General features: G+C 62.2%; 19 protein-coding genes and 1 tRNA gene. 9 read left to right on the top strand and 11 right to left on the bottom strand.

Annotated elements, in window-relative coordinates:
- Window positions 1-239 precede the first annotated feature (239 nt).
- The gene (locus E5X88_RS18445) at window positions 240-383 is read left to right on the top strand and encodes a hypothetical protein (RefSeq protein ID WP_245459698.1); all 144 of its coding nucleotides are present in this window, start codon (window positions 240-242) and stop codon (window positions 381-383) included.
- Window positions 384-1595: 1212 nt separating this feature from the next.
- On the opposite strand, the gene E5X88_RS18440 is transcribed toward E5X88_RS18445, so the two are convergent.
- Window positions 1596-1871, bottom strand: coding sequence for a nucleotidyl transferase AbiEii/AbiGii toxin family protein (locus E5X88_RS18440; RefSeq protein ID WP_206518441.1), 276 nt, complete (start codon window positions 1869-1871; stop codon window positions 1596-1598).
- On the bottom strand, window positions 1868-2155 hold the full coding sequence (locus E5X88_RS18435) for a hypothetical protein (protein WP_206518440.1): 288 nt from the start codon (window positions 2153-2155) through the stop codon (window positions 1868-1870). Before E5X88_RS18435 ends, E5X88_RS18440 begins: the two co-directional genes overlap by 4 nt.
- 224 nt (window positions 2156-2379) lie before the next feature.
- Between E5X88_RS18435 and E5X88_RS18430 the strand changes: the two genes are divergently transcribed.
- The 3 genes from E5X88_RS18430 to E5X88_RS18420 all read left to right on the top strand — a co-directional run bounded on the left by E5X88_RS18430 (window position 2380) and on the right by E5X88_RS18420 (window position 4137).
- Entirely contained in the window at window positions 2380-2631 is a 252-nt protein-coding gene (locus E5X88_RS18430) for an AlpA family transcriptional regulator (protein WP_127403658.1), read from the top strand.
- Window positions 2632-2695: 64 nt separating this feature from the next.
- Window positions 2696-2947, top strand: a complete 252-nt coding sequence (locus E5X88_RS18425; protein WP_245459697.1) for a DNA-binding transcriptional regulator — start codon at window positions 2696-2698, stop codon at window positions 2945-2947.
- Window positions 2947-4137, top strand: a complete 1191-nt coding sequence (locus tag E5X88_RS18420; RefSeq protein ID WP_127403657.1) for a site-specific integrase — start codon at window positions 2947-2949, stop codon at window positions 4135-4137. The genes E5X88_RS18425 and E5X88_RS18420 overlap by 1 nt, the downstream gene beginning before the upstream one ends.
- Before the next feature lie 107 nt (window positions 4138-4244).
- Here the strand turns inward: E5X88_RS18420 and E5X88_RS18415 are convergent.
- Window positions 4245-4320, bottom strand: a tRNA-Ile gene (locus E5X88_RS18415).
- Between the two features lie 259 nt (window positions 4321-4579).
- Between E5X88_RS18415 and E5X88_RS18410 the strand changes: the two genes are divergently transcribed.
- Entirely contained in the window at window positions 4580-5290 is a 711-nt protein-coding gene (locus tag E5X88_RS18410) for an SIMPL domain-containing protein (protein WP_292163745.1), read from the top strand.
- A 266-nt stretch (window positions 5291-5556) separates the two neighbouring features.
- Here E5X88_RS18410 and E5X88_RS18405 read toward each other — a convergent pair whose 3' ends face one another.
- Together E5X88_RS18405 and E5X88_RS18400 are read right to left on the bottom strand one after the other, a co-directional pair.
- Window positions 5557-5910, bottom strand: a complete 354-nt coding sequence (locus E5X88_RS18405; RefSeq protein WP_292163743.1) for a hypothetical protein — start codon at window positions 5908-5910, stop codon at window positions 5557-5559.
- A 331-nt stretch (window positions 5911-6241) separates the two neighbouring features.
- Window positions 6242-6688, bottom strand: coding sequence for a YcgN family cysteine cluster protein (locus tag E5X88_RS18400; protein WP_292163821.1), 447 nt, complete (start codon window positions 6686-6688; stop codon window positions 6242-6244).
- A gap of 210 nt (window positions 6689-6898) precedes the next feature.
- Here E5X88_RS18400 and E5X88_RS18395 point away from each other — a divergent pair, with 210 nt between their 5' ends.
- Together E5X88_RS18395 and E5X88_RS18390 are read left to right on the top strand one after the other, a co-directional pair.
- On the top strand, window positions 6899-8893 hold the full coding sequence (locus E5X88_RS18395) for an OmpA family protein (RefSeq protein WP_292163820.1): 1995 nt from the start codon (window positions 6899-6901) through the stop codon (window positions 8891-8893).
- Window positions 8894-9256: 363 nt separating this feature from the next.
- Window positions 9257-9772: a TIGR00645 family protein gene (locus E5X88_RS18390; RefSeq protein ID WP_292163741.1), complete on the top strand. Its 516-nt coding sequence runs from the start codon at window positions 9257-9259 to the stop codon at window positions 9770-9772.
- A 120-nt stretch (window positions 9773-9892) separates the two neighbouring features.
- On the opposite strand, the gene E5X88_RS18385 is transcribed toward E5X88_RS18390, so the two are convergent.
- The 3 genes from E5X88_RS18385 to E5X88_RS18375 all read right to left on the bottom strand — a co-directional run bounded on the left by E5X88_RS18385 (window position 9893) and on the right by E5X88_RS18375 (window position 12407).
- Window positions 9893-10759: an NAD(P)-dependent oxidoreductase gene (locus E5X88_RS18385; RefSeq protein ID WP_292163740.1), complete on the bottom strand. Its 867-nt coding sequence runs from the start codon at window positions 10757-10759 to the stop codon at window positions 9893-9895.
- Between the two features lie 113 nt (window positions 10760-10872).
- On the bottom strand, window positions 10873-11526 hold the full coding sequence (locus tag E5X88_RS18380) for a helix-turn-helix transcriptional regulator (protein WP_292163739.1): 654 nt from the start codon (window positions 11524-11526) through the stop codon (window positions 10873-10875).
- 8 nt (window positions 11527-11534) lie between these two features.
- A complete protein-coding gene (locus tag E5X88_RS18375; RefSeq protein ID WP_292163738.1) occupies window positions 11535-12407 on the bottom strand; it encodes a S1C family serine protease in 873 nt (290 codons plus the stop codon).
- Between the two features lie 265 nt (window positions 12408-12672).
- On the opposite strand from E5X88_RS18375, the gene E5X88_RS18370 reads away from it, so the two are divergent.
- Window positions 12673-13620 carry a trypsin-like peptidase domain-containing protein gene (locus tag E5X88_RS18370; RefSeq protein WP_292163737.1) on the top strand — a complete coding sequence of 316 codons (948 nt, stop codon included), beginning with the start codon at window positions 12673-12675 and terminating at the stop codon, window positions 13618-13620.
- Here E5X88_RS18370 and E5X88_RS18365 read toward each other — a convergent pair whose 3' ends face one another.
- A complete protein-coding gene (locus E5X88_RS18365) occupies window positions 13621-14421 on the bottom strand; it encodes an arginase family protein (RefSeq protein WP_292163735.1) in 801 nt (266 codons plus the stop codon). It abuts the gene before it with no gap.
- A 220-nt stretch (window positions 14422-14641) separates the two neighbouring features.
- Entirely contained in the window at window positions 14642-15064 is a 423-nt protein-coding gene (locus tag E5X88_RS18360; protein ID WP_292163733.1) for a VOC family protein, read from the bottom strand.
- A 66-nt stretch (window positions 15065-15130) separates the two neighbouring features.
- Between E5X88_RS18360 and E5X88_RS18355 the strand changes: the two genes are divergently transcribed.
- Window positions 15131-15763 (top strand): TetR/AcrR family transcriptional regulator, encoded by a 633-nt coding sequence (locus tag E5X88_RS18355; RefSeq protein WP_292163731.1) that lies wholly within the window; start codon window positions 15131-15133, stop codon window positions 15761-15763.
- Here E5X88_RS18355 and E5X88_RS18350 read toward each other — a convergent pair.
- Window positions 15690-16652, bottom strand: a complete 963-nt coding sequence (locus tag E5X88_RS18350) for a LysR family transcriptional regulator (protein WP_292163730.1) — start codon at window positions 16650-16652, stop codon at window positions 15690-15692. The genes E5X88_RS18355 and E5X88_RS18350 overlap by 74 nt on opposite strands.
- Window positions 16653-16693: the final 41 nt, after the last annotated feature.

Raw genomic sequence — 16693 nt, 5'->3', positions numbered from 1 at the left:
TTCACCCAATTGTGCGATCAGCACGCGTTGACACGTCCCTCCCAGAATGCATCCTGTGCTGGTGACACAGATTCGCACATCGACAGGCAAAATGGAAGTGTTGTTGAGCGGCGATGCGCGGGCTGAGTTGCAACGGATTGGCGACGGTTTGGACGCGCGCCAGCCCGTGAGGGTGAGGGATCGGGGCATTGTGATTCTCGATCCGCAGCCCACCTTAGCACCTGTCCAGGAGAAAAGTGATGAGCAGCAACAAAGAGCGCGAGGACCCGCAGCCCGGGCATGGCAAGGGTCCACCCGACGGCAAGGGTCGCCCGGTCGATCACGGCCGCCCCGTGCCGGATCACGGGTCGTCGGCCTCGCCGGCAGCTACGCCCGGCAGCTAGAGGATGTGCAACGGGCATACCCCGGCGCAACTCTCCTCCCTGATGACCACGGAGTATGGCTTCTCGCTCGCAGCCGCGTCATAGATGGCCTAGCGCGGGAAGCCATATGTCTTATCGCCTTGCCAGACACACCAGCGGTGGAGCCGCGCGGATGGGCGTTCTGGGAGCAAGATGGGCAGGTCGAATGGATCGGCCCGCGGCACACCAATTTCCCTGATGGCTCGGTGTGCGCTTATCACGCGGAGCTCGACAAAGCTTGGTCGCCGGGCGGCGACTTGTGCACCTTGCTGGACCTCTACAGCGTGTGGGCGCTCCGTCACCTGCACTTGGTGGTGTTTGATCGGTGGCCAGGACGCCAGCATGCGATGCCGGATGATCTAGGGCAATCTGACCCTTACTATCGGCTACTCCAGTTCAAGGAGGCTGAACTTTGCAGCTGCGGATCAGGTCGGCGCTACGGCGAGTGCTGCCGGCCGCGCGACCTGAAACTGCCGTTCCTCTCGATTATGCAGGCTTTCAAAAGGCGTAACCTTGGCCGCAGCATCCTTGATCGCGCCGCCCCTGCCGAAATTATGGCGTCAGTGACCAGAGGTGGACGAAATGCCCCACCTCCCATGTTGGAGATTCACGATCCTCTGCGAGCGCACATCGCGGCCAGCGGGGGTGGGATCAGGACTAAGCCGTAGTTCCGCTCGCCTAAGAGCGAGTTCCCTGAAGGTCAGCTGCGTGCACCGCCCTTGAACTTGTCTATGCCGACACCTCAGGAAAAACCTGCCATAGGACTGACCAGAAGGGGCGAAGAGGGACGATCTCGTGAATTTACAGTTCGGGACTGCAGCGATCGGCAGCTGAAGCTATCATTTGTGATGATCCAACAGCTTTTATGTCCAGGGGCCAGCTTCCCATGTGTGATCGAACGCTGTGCTAGCCAGGGCCGCCCGCGTTGGGGGCATGACAAACTCAGTGACTGCCAGCATCAACTTAGGGAGCGGTGCAGGTGCATGCGTGATAGCTGTTCGTTGAAGAAAGGCGCGCCATTGAGCTTGTTTGGTCGGGGATTCAGAAAACTCTGACGTGAGCGCAATCGGCGTCTCGGCTGGGAGACGGGTGTTGCGTCGGTCGAAGGTTGGGCCCCCGAAGCCGATGTCGATCTGAACCAGCAAACGCGCACCAGAAATGTCCGCACCGACAGTGAGACGGACGCCGCTGTATTCATTCTCTGGCCGGGCTAGCTCCGTTCGCATGGTGTTTGGCTTGAATACGACGCCCGTCCTCAACATCGAGGGCGCAAATCTCACGAAAAGCGCTGGCTAAGCGCTGGGGATCTTCGTCACCAAATCCGAGAAGATCGAGATCGCCCGTCGATCGATAAGGCGTCTCGGACCAGAGGTTGAACAGCATCGCACCTTTTTCTTTTTGCTCACGTGCGCGATGACGCAATCGGGCCCGGACCGAAGCGCCAATATTCCGCAGCGACTTTCGCGTCATACGGTGGCCTCGAGGTAAGGCCGGATGACATTCTGTACACGATCGATTCCAGCAAAGTGCCAGAGCTCATCGATTGTCGCTCGCTTAAGCCGCAAACAATCGCGAAGCGCCTCGATGGCGATGTCGAGTCCAATCTTGTTGCGGTATTTGAAGCAATCGACGATGGTCTTTGCCGGATTGGTGATCCGCACCGGGGCCTGTTCATGCCGCGCTCGCGTGCAACCGCGAGAGCCCGCTGTTGAGGGTCGTTCCACCGGATTCTCGCCTGAGCGATAGCCGTCCACGGACTTGGCCCACGAGTCCGCTTAGAGACGCTCTCCTGCCGTGATTCATCCGGTTCACACGTTGCTACCAGTTTGCGCCGAACGGACCTAGTCAGGCCGCTTCCGCTTAACGGGATCCTCTTATTTAAGTGAGCACGATCTCGTCGCTGCGAAGCGGTAATCAGCATGAGGCTTTGTGCTTCGACACCAACCACGCCCAGAGTATCCGAGATGAGGCAGCGTCCATGAAGAGTGACGCAATCTCGTATCCCCCACGAGGCCTTTCTCGTGAGGAAGCAGCCCGTTATATTGGTGTCGGATCGACGCTTTTTGACGAAATGGTTGCCGATGGGCGCATGCCGAAGCCCAAACGCATCAACAGCCGCGCCGTCTGGGATCGTGTCGCTCTCGACATCGCTTTCACCTCTCTGCCGGACAAAGACAGCGGTTTGCAAGAACTGTTGAAACGAAGCAAGCGAGATGGGCAAAGAGGATAGCGCTACGCTCATTGCGTATACGCTGTAGGCGCAGTAGAGTGCTCGGCTGTAGGGAAGGCGTGGCGTGAACGAGAATGAGAAGCTTGCCCAAGAAGTGAAAGCCTGGCGGGCCAAGGGAGGATTCACTGCCGAAGCCGCAGCTAAGGTGCTGGGAATACCGAAACGCACGTTCGAAGGCATAGAGCAAGGCAGAGGCTTCCCTTACCCAGTGCTCCTGCGCGTTGCCATCGAAAGCGAAGCCCTTTCGCTACAGGCGATGCTGGAGACCTCCCCGCGCGTTGAGCACCGGCGGCAAAAGTCTGGAAGGAGCGTCTGATGGCTAGGCCCTTCAAGGATGCGCGATACCCTGGGGTCTCTTCGCGTCTCAAGAACGGCAAGCTAGCTTATCGCTACCGCGCGAAAGGCATGCCCGAAATCCGCCTTCCCGGTAAGCCCGGCGATCCCGAGTTCGAGGCGGCTTACGAGAAGGCCACGCAGGGTCAAGGCAAGAAGGCAGTTATCATCGATTTGCCCGGTCGGGCACTGCCAAAATCCTTTGGCCATGCCGCGCGCCGGCTTGAAACGACAATGGAGTGGCTGGATTTTGATGACGCCACGCAGCAGAAGAATGCGCGACTGATTGAGCGTTTTCTCAACCTGCGGGTCGATCCCAACTACCCACTCACCTGGCGCGATACTCCTGTCGAACATCTCGACGCGGATCGACTTCGCGCCATCATTGAAGGCATCTTCAGGACAAACCGCACAGTCGCCAAACACATGTTGGTCGCCATCAAGAAGCTTCTATGGGTCGCGACCGATGTCGAAAAATGGATCAAGCCGCAGGATGATCCATCGCTATCTATCCGTGTGCGGGTACCCAAATCGACCAAGAACCCAGCTTGGCCAATTGCGATGCGTGAAAGGTTCGAGGAGCGACACCCAATCGGTACAGCCGCACGCACCTGCTATGCACTCGGCTTCTGGCTTGGAAATCGTCGCGGCGATATCGCTGCTCTTGAGTGGGACGATCTTTTAACCGAAGAGATCGAACTGTTCGACGGCTCGCTGGTGCTAATCGAGGCCTTTGATTTCCGCCAGAAGAAGAACCGCAACCGCCATGGCGGGCGGGAGATGTTCATTCCAGTCGTAGACAAACTAGCAGCGGCCTTGGACCCGCTCGATCGCTCGAAAGGCGGCACTGTCTTAAAGAACGCCTATGGCAGGTCATTCTCGGAAAAGAGCCTGACCGGCATGATGCAGCACTGGACGCGGCAGGCGGGAATTCCTAGCGGCTACACGCTCCATGGCCTGCGCCGCACCTTCGGCACCTACCTCGCTGAATGCAACATCCAAGCGCGGGCCATTATGGAGGCAATGGGCCATTCCTCAATGGCCGTGACGGATGAGTATGTCCGCGAGGCCAATAAGAAGCGGATCGCGGTTGATATTGCTCGTGCCATCAACGAGCGCGAGGCCAAACGCGACGACATGAAGCGGCGGACAAACCTCCGCATTGTCAAATAACCAAATCGAGTCGGAACAAACCGGGACCACGGTCTTTGCTTTGGGCCCATAATGGGCCCAAAACGTTTTGGGCCGAGGGCACTTTTTATCAATGAAATCAAAGGTTATGGTGGGCCCGGAGGGACTCGAACCCCCAACCAAGCGGTTATGAGCCGCCGGCTCTAACCATTGAGCTACAGGCCCCACACGCGGCTGGATTAATGTTTTTCCCCGAAACGCACAAGGCTTTCCGGACGGGTTGGCCGAGATCGCCCAAATCAGCCCATATTCAGACATTAGAGCGACGCTCGTCCACTTGGACGCACAACGAAGTACGCTCTACCGCTTTGAACCTACGCATCGTGCTTTCCGAACCGGGTCGGCGCAGCAAAAATCGATTCCGATTTTCGGACCGATGCGGTAGTCGACAAGCGCGACTGGATCGCAGACTGAGGAGATTTTTATGACCAGACATCTTTTGCCCTTGGCGCTCGCCGCCGCAATCGCTTTTCCAGCGATGGCCAGCGCTGCCGATTCGCCGCCCCCGCCGCGCATCGTCGTCACCGGCGAAGGCGAAGCGACCGCGGCCCCCGATCTGGCGCTGCTGACGCTCAGCGTCATGCGCGAGGCCAAGACCGCGCGCGCCGCGCTCGATGCCAATAACGACGCCATGGCCTCCGTGATCGCCGCCATGAAGTCGGCTGGCATCAAGGAGCGCGATCTGCAGACAGCCGGCATCCAGATCAGCCCGCGCTACAACTACACCAACAAGCCGGACGGCAGCCAGGAAGCCGAACTCGTCGCCTATCAGGTGACCAACACGCTTTCGGTGCGCATCCGCGATATCGACAAGACCGGCGAGATTCTCGACAAGGCGGTATCGCTCGGCGTCAACCAGGGCGGCGGCATCTCGTTTTCCAACGAGGATCCGGCTGCAACTGTCACCGAGGCCCGCAAGAAGGCGGTCGCCGACGCCATGGCCAAGGCCAAAACGTTGGCTGAAGCCGCCGGCGTCAGCATCGGACGGGTGCTGGAAATCACGGACCAGAACATCGCGCCGCCGCCGATACCGATGAACGCCAAGGCCTTCGACGCCGCCCGTGCGTCGGTTCCGGTGCAGGCGGGCGAGAATTCCTACACGGTGCAGGTCACTGTCACGTTCGAGTTGAAGTGACCGTCTGAACTGTGCGGCGTGGTTCGGCTCTGCCGAAGCGCGGGCAGGACCAACCGGCAACATCGATGCTGCTGCATGAAAAACCCCGGAGGGCTGGTCCTCCGGGGTTTTTTGAGCCGCACCCGTCCGCCTGGCGGAAAGGGACTCTACTACTGCAGACTGACCTTCGCACAACGTCTCGAGCTGATCCCGCATAAGATCATGCTTAAACAACAAGGCCGTTGCCGGTCGGCAACCTGCCGAACGTTTCCCGACAGATGAACGTTTTACCGGTATATGACCGGGCAGCCGCGCTCATTGGCGAACACGACCACCACGCGGTCGCCGTACTGGCGGCCCGCGACCTTGACCGTGCGGCGGTTGATATCGACGATGCGAACGCGGCGCAGGCCCATGCGCTCCGCCTTGCCGAGGGCACGATCCGGCGAGCAGGACCGGCGCCAGTCGCGTTCGCGGTGGCGGTAGCGGTAGCGGTAGTCGTCCCCGACATAAACGCCGGCACGGGAATCGTCGTTGTTGCCGAAACCGAGATAGATGCTGTCTGCATGAGCGGGGACGGCGGCAAGCGTGCCAAGGGCGACAAGGGCCGAAAGGGTCGTCGTTTTGATCGTGTTGAACATTGTCTTCTCTCCTTGTTCAGGGCTTCCGCCCGTTTTCGTCGAAACGATGGGAGGAGAATGCGCCTGCGTATCTGAACTTTTTACGAACCAGCCGTTCATTTCGGGTTCAGATGCAAGCCGAGGGACAGTCGGTTGTCTTGCGCCTCCCGCGACCCGGTTCCGGATACTATGGATAGAGAACGCCCGGTTTTCCCACTGGTTCCGGCCTAATGCATGTCCCCAAAAGCATGCTCTCGGTCTTGAACCGAGGGTGCACAGCGGTTTTGGGACAACCACATGCGTAAAACAAGAAATTAAGCGCGTCGCAGAATCCCTTCAGACGCGACCCGCTTTAAGGCTCGTCGTCCAGCATGTGCGCGAAATAGTCGTCCGGCTCGGCAAGATCGGTTTCGCTGGCGCTAACCCGGTCGCGCATCGAAATGCCGGCCTCGTGCACCGTTTCGGCACTGCCCGAAACCAGCCTATGCCACCAGTAGAGATCGTGGCCATCGGCGACCAGCCGGTAGGCGCAGGTCTTCGGCAGCCAGCTGATGGTGCGCACATTCTGCGGCGTCAGCCCGACACAGTCCGGGACGCGCGCCAGCCGGTTGGCATAGTCCGAGCAACGGCAAGTTTTGGCGTCGAACAGCCGGCAGCCGACGCTCGTCCAGTAAATCTCGCCGGTGTCTTCGTCCTCGAGCTTCGACAGGCAGCATTTGCCGCAGCCGTCGCAAAGCGACTCCCACTCGGCCGGGGTCATCGCTTCGAGCGACTTGGTTTTCCAGAACGGTGTTTCCATTGCGGGGATGTGGCCCTCGCTGGCGTCAAGGTCAAGCACGGTAACAGTGCAATCCGGCAAAAGCCAAAGGCCGGGACCATACGAAAGACACGAAGTCGCCTTCAAAACGTCGGCCAATTGCCCTTCCCGGCAGCTAAAGCCAGCGGACAGGAACCAAATACGGTTGCTGAAAGTTTGGGCAGGGATGGGACGCCACAAGGAGAATTTCTGATGAAGAGCCGACCTAGGATACTGGCAGGTGCCGCTTTTGGCTTGCTGATGGCGTCTACGCCGTTGAGCGCATTTCCGCTGCAGGACAGCCCCACTTTCGGTTCCCCACGAGGTGCCGCAACGCCGTTGATTCTGGCCCAATCGGATTGCCCCGAAGGCGCGGAAGGCTGCGCACAAGACCAGCAGGCAGAACCTGAACAGAGGCCTCGCAAGAGGCGCGACCGGCAACAGCAGGAGGCCGCACCGGCCGAACAGCCCGCTGAGCGGGCCGCCCCTGCGAGCGACGAAGAGCAGCCCAGGCCGCGCAGAAAGAAGCGCGACCGGCAACAGCAGGAGGCCGCCCCCGCCGAACAGCCCGCTGAGCAGGCCGCCCCTGCGAGCGACGAAGAGCAGCCCAGGCCGCGTAGAAAGAAGCGCGACCGGCAACAGCAGGAGGCCGCACCTGCCGAACAGCCCGCTGAGCAGGCGGAACCCGAAAAGGCCGCGCCTGCAAATGACAACGAGCAGCCCAGGCCGCGCAGAAAGAAGCGGGACCAGGATCAGCAGATCGAGGCCACACCGTCAGAACAGCCGGCCAAGAGGAAAACACCCGCTCGTGAGCCTGACACGCAGGCCGAGCCGCTTCCCACTCCAGCTGACCGGCAAGCCGCTCCTGCCGAGGGCGAACAGCCTTTGGACCAGGCGAGGAAGCGCAGGAAGCCTGTTGAAGAACAGCCGGCAACGGGTGAGCAGCCCTCTACCGGTGAGCGGCCTGCGGAGGGCGAACAAGCCGCACCCGCCGAGGGGCAAGGTCCGGTCCAGGGCGAGGCTCCGGCCGATCCAAACGCGGCCCCCGTGTTCGACAGCCAGAAGGATGCCGTGCGCAAGCGCAAGGGCGGCAGGGACAGAGCGCAAGAGACCGGCCGCCAGGACGCAGGCGACCAAGAGGGCAATCAGCCTGCCCAGCAGGACGGCGAGCAAGCGGAGGCCCCGAGGCCGGCTCCGGTCGATCAGGGGCCACCACCCACCGACGACAGGGCGGCCCAGCAGGAAATCATCAGGTCTGAAAAGATCGCCCCGGTGACGCAGGAAAAGGGTACGCGCGTCGAACGTGCCCCGGATTTCGAAGATGTTCGCCGCCGTCCACGCCCGCAAGGCGCCAATATCGTCAGGGAATTCGGCGACCGCGTCATCCTCCAGTTCAACAACCAGACAATCGTGGAAAGCAACGATGCCCCGCGCCTGCATCGTGGCGCCAGGGAGGTCTACTATGAGGATCTGCCGGGCGATCGCACCCGGGAAATCGTCGAGCGTGAGAACGGTGTCCAGATCGTCACCATCCGCAATCGCTACGGCAACGTCATCCAGCGCTCACGCATCGCGCCGGACGGCCGTGAATATGTGCTGAGCTATGTCGACGAGCGGTACTACGAGGATGTCGACGACTGGCGCGATCCGGGCGACGACCTGCCGCCGATACGGCTCGACATTCCGCGCGAGGAGTACATTCTGGACGCCGAAGACATCGAGGATCCGGATGACTACTACACCTTCCTCGAACAACCGCCCGTGGAGAGAGTGCAGCGCCTGTATTCGATCGACGAGGTCAAGCGTTCGGCCCGCGTCCGCGACATTGCGCGCCGTGTCGACCTCGACACACTGAACTTCGAATTCGGTTCGGCATCGATCCCCGACAGCGAAGTGCAGAAACTGGAAGGCGTCGCCACCGCCATGGAGAGGCTGCTGGAGAAGAACCCCGCTGAAACCTTCCTGATCGAAGGCCATACCGATGCCGTCGGCAAGCCGGAGGCGAACCTCGCTCTGTCCGACCGCCGCGCCGAGGCGGTCGCCGAAGCCCTGACCAACGCCTTCAGCATCCCGCCGGAGAACCTGACGACACAGGGCTATGGCGAGGAGTATCTCAAGGTCAACACGTCGGAGCCTGAGCGCGAGAACCGTCGCGTCGCCATCCGCCGGATCACCTCGCTGGTGGCGCCGGTCGCCAGCGCGGAGTAGGCCATGGCCAACTAGGAGCAATGATTCCAAAAGCCTGAACTGGCTTTTGGAATCGACGCACGAAGACTTGGCCCATCCCGGTTTTAGCGGGATGGGCAGTTTCCCCAAAGGAGTATGCTCAAGAAGAATTGTCTCCCGCGATTTGACGGCACTCATTGAATCGTGTGGACGCCCACCCCAGATTCTGAATAGGGCGTTCCCTGCCCTGTCCCGACTCCAGCGGGACACATGAGCCCCGCCGGTCCCCCCTCGCCGGCGGGGTTTTTGTTTCCGGCTTCGATGGAGAACCATCCGCCTCAAACCCTCCCAAACAAAGCGACCTGGCCCGAAATATGGTGCTCAGACAGGAAAGTAGACCACTTTATGAAACGTCTCGAACTCGCCATCGAATCGATCATCCTCGCCACGCGCTGGCTGCTGGTCGCCTTCTATCTCGGGCTGGGCGGTGCACTTGCGATCTATGCGGTGTCTTTCGGCAAGAAGCTGCTCGAGTTCATTTCGACCGTCATGATGCTGGACGAAACCGATACCATCCTGAAGATGCTGGGCCTCATCGATGCGGCTCTGGTCGCCTCACTGGTGGTGATGGTCATCGTCTCGGGCTACGAGAACTTCGTCAGCCGCTTCGACGAAAATGACGGCAAGGTACACTGGCTGGGCACGATCGATGTCGGCTCGCTGAAGGTCAAGGTCGCCTCGACCATCGTCGCGATCTCATCCATCCACCTGCTGCAGGTGTTCCTGAACTCCGTCTCCTATACGACCGACCAGTTGATGTGGCTGACCGTCATCCACCTGGCCTTTGTCCTCTCGGCGCTGATGCTCGCCTATATCGACCGGCTGATGGGCCTTGGCAAATCCAATAAGGCCGACGAATGACGCTTGTGGAAGACAGCGACGGTCTTTTGCAACTCGAGCGGCTCGGCACGGCAATCACGAGGGCGACAAATCGGGTGAGCCGGAGCCATTCGAGGCAAAGCGTCAGCAGCGCGATTCTGGCTAATAAAGCCCTTTGATATTCGTATCCGACTTTGCAAACACCTCGTCGGGCACGAAGAAATCGCCGGCGAGCGGACCTGTCGCGCCGGGCGCATAGATCGAAAAATCGCTGACGCCCTCGGCGCGCAGCACCTCCTCGTCAATGTAGAAATTGCCGGTTGCCTCACGCGACGGCCTGAGCAGGATCGCATGCGCGGCGTCAGCCATGATATCGGGCGAGCGGCTCATCGCCGCGACCGTCGCCCCACCCAGAAGATTGCGCACCGCTGCCGTATCGATCGTCGAGATCGGCCACAGCGAATTGACAGCGATACCATCCCTGGCGAACTCCGCGCTCATGCCCAGCGTGCACATCGACATGCCGAATTTGGCCATTGTATAGGCGACATGGTTCTTGAACCATTTGGCCTTCATGTCGAGCGGCGGCGCCAGATTCAAAATGTGAGGATTATCGGCCAACTTCAGGTGCGGAATGCACATTTTGGAAACCAGGAACGTGCCGCGCGTGTTGATCTGGTGCATCAGATCGTAGCGCTTCATGTCGGTCTCCAGCGTGCCGGTGAGCTGTATGGCGCTGGCATTGTTGATGCAGATGTCGATGCCGCCGAATTTTTCAACGGTCCTGGTGACCGCCTCGGCCACCTGCCCCTCCTCGCGAATGTCGCACAACGCCGGCAACGCCTTGCCGCCGGCCTGCTCGATCTCCTGCGCCGCCATGTAGATGGTGCCCGGCAGCTTCGGATGCGGCTCGGCGGTCTTGGCTGCGATCGTCACATTGGCGCCGTCGCGCGCGGCACGTAGCGCGATCGCCAGCCCGATGCCACGCGACCCGCCGGAGATGAACAGCGTCTTTCCCTTGAGCGACATGTCTTGCGCCTCCCTTGCAACATCACAGGCGTGATCCTTGCGCGGCGGTTGCGTGCCGCGCAAGGCCCAACACGCCGGATGTGGGTTACGCTGCGTAGGCTTGGAAGGACACGTTAGACCAGCACCAGGCCCTGCCGCATGGCGATGGCGATCGCGTCGGTGCGGTTGGCCGCACCCAGCTTGATCAGGATCGCCGCGACGTGGAACTTCGCCGTGTGCACGGAAATGTTCAGCCGGCGCGCGATCACCTTGTTGGGCGCGCCTTCGGCCAGAAGCGCCAGCACTTCGCTCTCGCGCGGCGAAAGCGAAGGCCGATCGGATCTGTCGTCGACCGACCCCTCGTCGAACAGGTCGTCGTCATGGAAAGCGAAATCGTCATGCTGATCGGACAAAGGGCGACCCGCGCCCGAGATTCGATAACCCGCCGCCGCCAGCCGCACGGCGGCTGCGATCAGCAGATCGTCCGCTGCGGCCGGCAGCACGGCAAACACGGTGTCAGCCAGCCGATGCCGGCTCGCTCGTTGAGACAACAGCACCTGAGGTATGGCTAGATCGGTGGCCCCGCCTTCCTGCGCCCAGCCTTCCAGCACATTGTCATCGATGACCGCGACATCCGCCCTCTCGCCGCTATCGCTGCTGCCGGCTACGATCGGCAGCAGATCGTCGCTCGCGGCAAGGGTTGCGGACAAATGTTCGGAGCGCGCGGCATCGCCCAACGCGACCAGCACCGTCAATCGCCTCCCGGTCGTGATTTCGCCGCTTGCCATCGATCCTCTCAGCGCAGCGGCTTTTCGCCGATGGTCAGCACGACATCGCGCCGTTCGCCGCCGCGTACCACGCCGAGCGTCACTGACGCGCCGGCGCTGTCCGGCCCGAGCCTGCGGATCAGCTCGCGCGGACCATGTACGGCCTCGCCGTTCCACGATACGATGATGTCGCCAAGATGCAGGCCGGCCGCCTTCGCCGGGCCGTTGTCGTCGAGGCTCATCACCATGGCACCATGCGTGTCGCCATTGCGGATCGGGTGCAGGCCGGCGCCGAGATAGCCGCGCGCGACATGGCCCTTCTCGCGCAGCGTCGCCACCGCCCGCTCGATCGTTTCGTACGGCATGATCAGCGCCCGCCGGCGCGGCCCAAACAGGAGCATGCCGATCAGCGCGCCCCTGGCGTCGAGCACCGGGCCACCCTCGAAACGGCTGCCGGCATTGACGGCCAGATTGATGCGCCGGTCGATCGTGCCGCCGCGCATCGAGCGCCAGGCAGGGCCGACCTCGCCGACCGTGCCGAACACGGCGAGCGCCGCGCCGTCGCTATTGCCGACCGCAATGGCCAGATTGCCCGGCCGCACCGTGCTTGCCTTGGTCAGCGGCGGTAGGTCCGGCGCGCCGGCCGGCTGCAAAAGGGCGGTACCAGTGGATGGATCGCGACCGACCAGTTCCGCCTTCACCTTGTCGCCCGAAGAAAGCGTCAGCTCGATCTCCTCGCCGGCCTCCACCGCCTCCTCGGCGGTGATGAAATAGCCGTCGCGCCAATGAAAGGCGGTCGCCGTACGATGCTGATGCGTGGCGAAGCTTGCCGTCGCCGGGGCCGCCTTGGCAGCGGTATCGGCGATGGCGTCGGAAAATGCGCTCAGATTGAAGTCGCTCATGACTGTCTCCTGGGTTTTTATTGCATCGGCCCGAAAATCGGAATCGATTTTCGGAAAGCACGATGCGAGAGCTCAAAATCTTAGAGCGTACTTTGAGCGTCCAATGGACGCTCGTCGCTCTAACCCAGATATCGCGCGGCGGCGCGTTCGCGGGTACTCGCCTGACGGCTAGTCGGGCGTTGGACTGGCCATCTGGTCAGGTCGCGGCCGATCCGGCCGCTTCGCACATATAGGCATCCTCCAGACGAATGACACGGAGCCCCAAATGTCCCTCGCCGCCCAGCAATTGCAATTCGACGATGCCCTGCTCGATGCCTATTCGGCAACCGTTGCCGATGCAGTCGACCGCATCGGTCCCGCCGTCTGTCGAATCGAGCGCGTCGGTGGTGCTGGCGGCCATGGCTCCGGCTTCGTCATCACGCCGGACGGGCTGGTTGTCACCAACTTCCACGTCGTCGGCGATGCCCGTAGCGTCCGCGTCGCGATGCCGGACGGCGCCTCCCGCGAAGGCCGCGTGCTCGGCCGTGATCCCGACACCGACATCGCGCTGGTGCGCGCCGACGGCAGCTTTGCCGATATCGCGCCGCTCGGCGATTCCAAGCGCCTGCGGCGCGGCCAGATCGCCATTGCCATCGGCAACCCGCTCGGCTTCGAATGGACCGTCACGTCAGGCGTCGTCTCGGCGCTCGGCCGCTCGATGCGCGCCTCCACCGGCCGGCTGATCGACGACGTCATCCAGACCGACGCAGCACTCAACCCCGGCAATTCCGGCGGCCCGCTGGTGTCTTCGGCGGGCGAGGTCATCGGCGTCAACACCGCCATGATCCATGGCGCGCAAGGCATCGCCTTCGCGGTTGCCTCCAACACCGCCAACTTCGTCATTTCGGAAATCATCCGCTTCGGCCGCGTGCGCCGCGCCTTCATCGGTGTCTCGGCCGACACGACAAACCTGCCACGCCGCGCAGCCCTTCTATCGCAAGTGTCGAGCAGCACGGCCGTGCGCCTGCGCAGCGTCGAGAAGAACAGCCCGGCGGCCAGGGCAGGCCTCAGGGAAGGCGACATCATTGCCGCCATCGACGGCCGCCCGGTCACCGGTGTCGATGATCTGGTGCGCCTGCTCGACGCCGAGCGCATCGGCCGCGAAACGCTGTGCACGGTCGTGCGCCGCTCCGGCATTACTCAGGTCACGCTGATGCCGGTGGCGCGAAGCTGACTATCGTGGCGCATAGATCCGCCCAAGCAGCGAAACCAGCAGCCCTGCCAGCTCGCCGGTTGGATCGAGGTCCGGATCGAAAATGGTCATGTCCATTCCGGTGCAGCGCTGATCCGCCACCAGCGCCGCGAGAATGGTGACGAGATCGTCGGGATCGATACCGGGGCTGCCCGGCGAATCCACCGCCGGCATCACTGTCTGATCGAGCGCATCGACGTCAAAATGCACCCAATAGGGCCAGCCGCTTCGCGCCAGCGTGGTCCAGGTCTTTTCCAGGACCTTTGCCGCGCCGAACTCTCGCACGGCAAAGACGTCGATCAGCGTCATCGCGGTCGAATTGATGTCCGGCCAGGCAAAATCGGGGTCGCGGTTCTCGCGCTCGCCAATCTGAATCACCTGTTCGTCCGCGACAAGCGGGCTTGCGATATCGGGCCAATCGGTCAGCAACGGCTCGCCACGACCGGTGGCGAGCGCAAGGTCCATGCCAGCGGCCGAGCCAAGTGAGGCCTTGATGTCGTAATTGCCCGGATGGCGGAAATCGCTGTGGCCGTCGACATGCACCAGCGCCACCGGACCAGATCGCCGTGCAGCAGCCAGTGCGCCAAGCAGGACCGCGCAGTCGCCGCCGACGACCAGCGGAAACTCGCCTCGTCCCAGCGCGCCGGCAACGACTTCGGCGAGTTCGAGATTGAAGCTGCGTATCGCATTGCCGTTACGCAGCCGGGTGCCCGGCTGCGGCTCCGTGCGATAGGCGGGCCGATCGAGATCGACCACCTTGGCGGGCGAAAGCGTCTCGATCAAGCCGGCTTCGGTCAACGCCTGCGGCGCACGCCACGTCCCCGGTATATGACCTGGCCTCAGCGGGCGGAGGCCAAGGTTTGAGGGTGCGCGGACAAGGCAGATTTCACGCATGGAATGGGCCCGGGCTGACAAGTCTCAGCATAAGACCGCAAAGGCGTGACCGGCCACGCGGCAGAAGCCTTCACACCACAACTACAGACAGTTCCTGCCAGCGGCTATCTCAACCCGCCGTCCCCTCGGCAAACTGCGCCAGAAACTCTGGGCTCGGCGGGATCGGCTTGATCACATCGATCAGCACGCCATTGGGGTCTTTTGTAATGAAATGGCGCTGGCCGAATGGCTCGTCGCACAGCGTTCGCAGGACCGGCAGGCCGGCGGCGATGACCCGCTCATAAATAGCATCGGGATCCCTGACCTCGAAATTGATCAGCAGGCCGGAGGCCCGACCCCGCCCCTCTTCCGGGATCGTCTCGTGGTCGCCCTGAACGATGCCGAGATTGACGCGCTTGTTGTCGCTTGACTGCAGATGCACATACCAATCGCTCTCAAACAACGGCTTGAGGCCGAAATGCGCTACATAGAAGGCCTTCGTGCCGGCAACGTCGCCCGTCATCAGCACCGGATAGTAGCTCGTCGTCTTCATCTTTCCTTCTCCCGTCGAATAACATACAGTTTGCATGTAAATGCAACTAACATACAGGCTGCATGTATGCAACAGGAATCCACGCGCCGCTCGAACCGCGACCGCACCGAAGCGACGCGTGCCGACCTCATCGCTGCGGCCCAAAAACTGTTCACCGAAAAATCCTATGCGGAGACCGGCACGCCAGAGATTGTGGCCGCTGCCGGCGTCACGCGCGGCGCGCTCTATCATCATTTTGCCGACAAGCAGGCGCTGTTTGCCGCGGTGGTCGAGCAGGAAGCGGCCGCGGTGGCGGAAGAAATCGAGCGCGCCTCGCCGCCCTCGCTGTTTGCCCGTGATGCGCTGATCGCCGGTTCCGACGCCTATCTTGCCGCCATGCGCGCACCCGGCCGCACCCGGCTGCTGCTGCTCGACGGGCCGGCTGTGCTCGGCCGCGCCGCCATGGACGAAATCGACAACCGCCACGGCAATCGCTCGCTTCGCGAGGGCCTTGTCGCGGCAATGCGTGCGCAGACCATGGTGAGATTGCCGGTGGAAGCGCTGACGGCATTGCTCGCCGCCGCCTTCGACCGCGCAGCATTGGCCATTGAAGCGGGCGCTTCGACCGAGGACTACCGCGCCGTTCTCATGGCGCTGATTGACGGACTGTCTCCAGCTCCGGCTCGTCCTCAGGCACCTGGCCCGGCTCGAACTCGTTGAAGCAGCCAAGCTGGCGCTTGAACTCGTCGATCAGCCAGGCCGCGGCCGGTTTCGGGCTGCGGTCAGCGCGATGCATGGCATACAGTGGCGCCCGCACCTCGCTGTAAGGCTCCAGGTCAAGTTCCACCAATCGGCCGCTCGCCAGGTCGTCGGCGACCAGCCAGCGCGGCAGCCCGCCCCAGCCCAGCCCTTCCCGCATCAGCGCATGCTTGGTGCGTACATCGGTCAGCCGCCAGGTGCGGTAGGCAAACACGCCGTAATCGCGCCCGCGCGTGCGCTCCGACTGGTCGCTGACGACGAGTTGGGTATGTTCGCGAACATCCTCCAGCGGCACCGGTCCTGGCAGAAGCGCCAAAGGATGGCTCGGCGCGGCAACCGGCACCATCGACGTGAAGCCGATGCGCAGCAGGTTCACGTCGGCGTCGCCCGGAATGCCACCGATGCCGAGATCGGCCTGCCCGCTGACGACGTGCTCGACGATCAGTCCCAGCGAAGCGATGTGCAGGCGCAACGTCACGGTCGGAAACTGCGCCTCGAACGCCTTCAGCACCCGAACCAGCACCGGCGAAGCCAGCGTCATCTCGACCGACATGACGACCTCGGCCTCAAGCCCTTGCCGATGGCCATCGACGCGCGAGCGGATGCGCTGCAGCACGCCGACCATGCGTCGCGCATCTTCCAGCGTCGCCTTGCCGACATCGGTCAGTTGCGGCTCGCGCGTGCCCTCGCGCTCGAACAGTTTCAGCCCAAGCTGCGCCTCGAGATTCGCGATGGCATAGCTGATGACCGATTGCGCGCGGTTGAGCTTGCGGCCAGCGGCGGAGAAACTGCCGGTCTCGGCGACGGCAACAAGGATCTGAAGCTGGTCGAGTGTCGGATTCGGCTGCATCTTTCTATCCAAATTTTAGATGGGTCATATGTAAAATATAC

The organism is Mesorhizobium sp., from assembly GCF_004962245.1.
In the GTDB taxonomy this organism is placed as follows: Bacteria; Pseudomonadota; Alphaproteobacteria; order Rhizobiales; family Rhizobiaceae; genus Mesorhizobium.
Note: the sequence above shows the minus strand (reverse complement) of the source record. Positions and strands in the feature narration are given on the sequence as shown.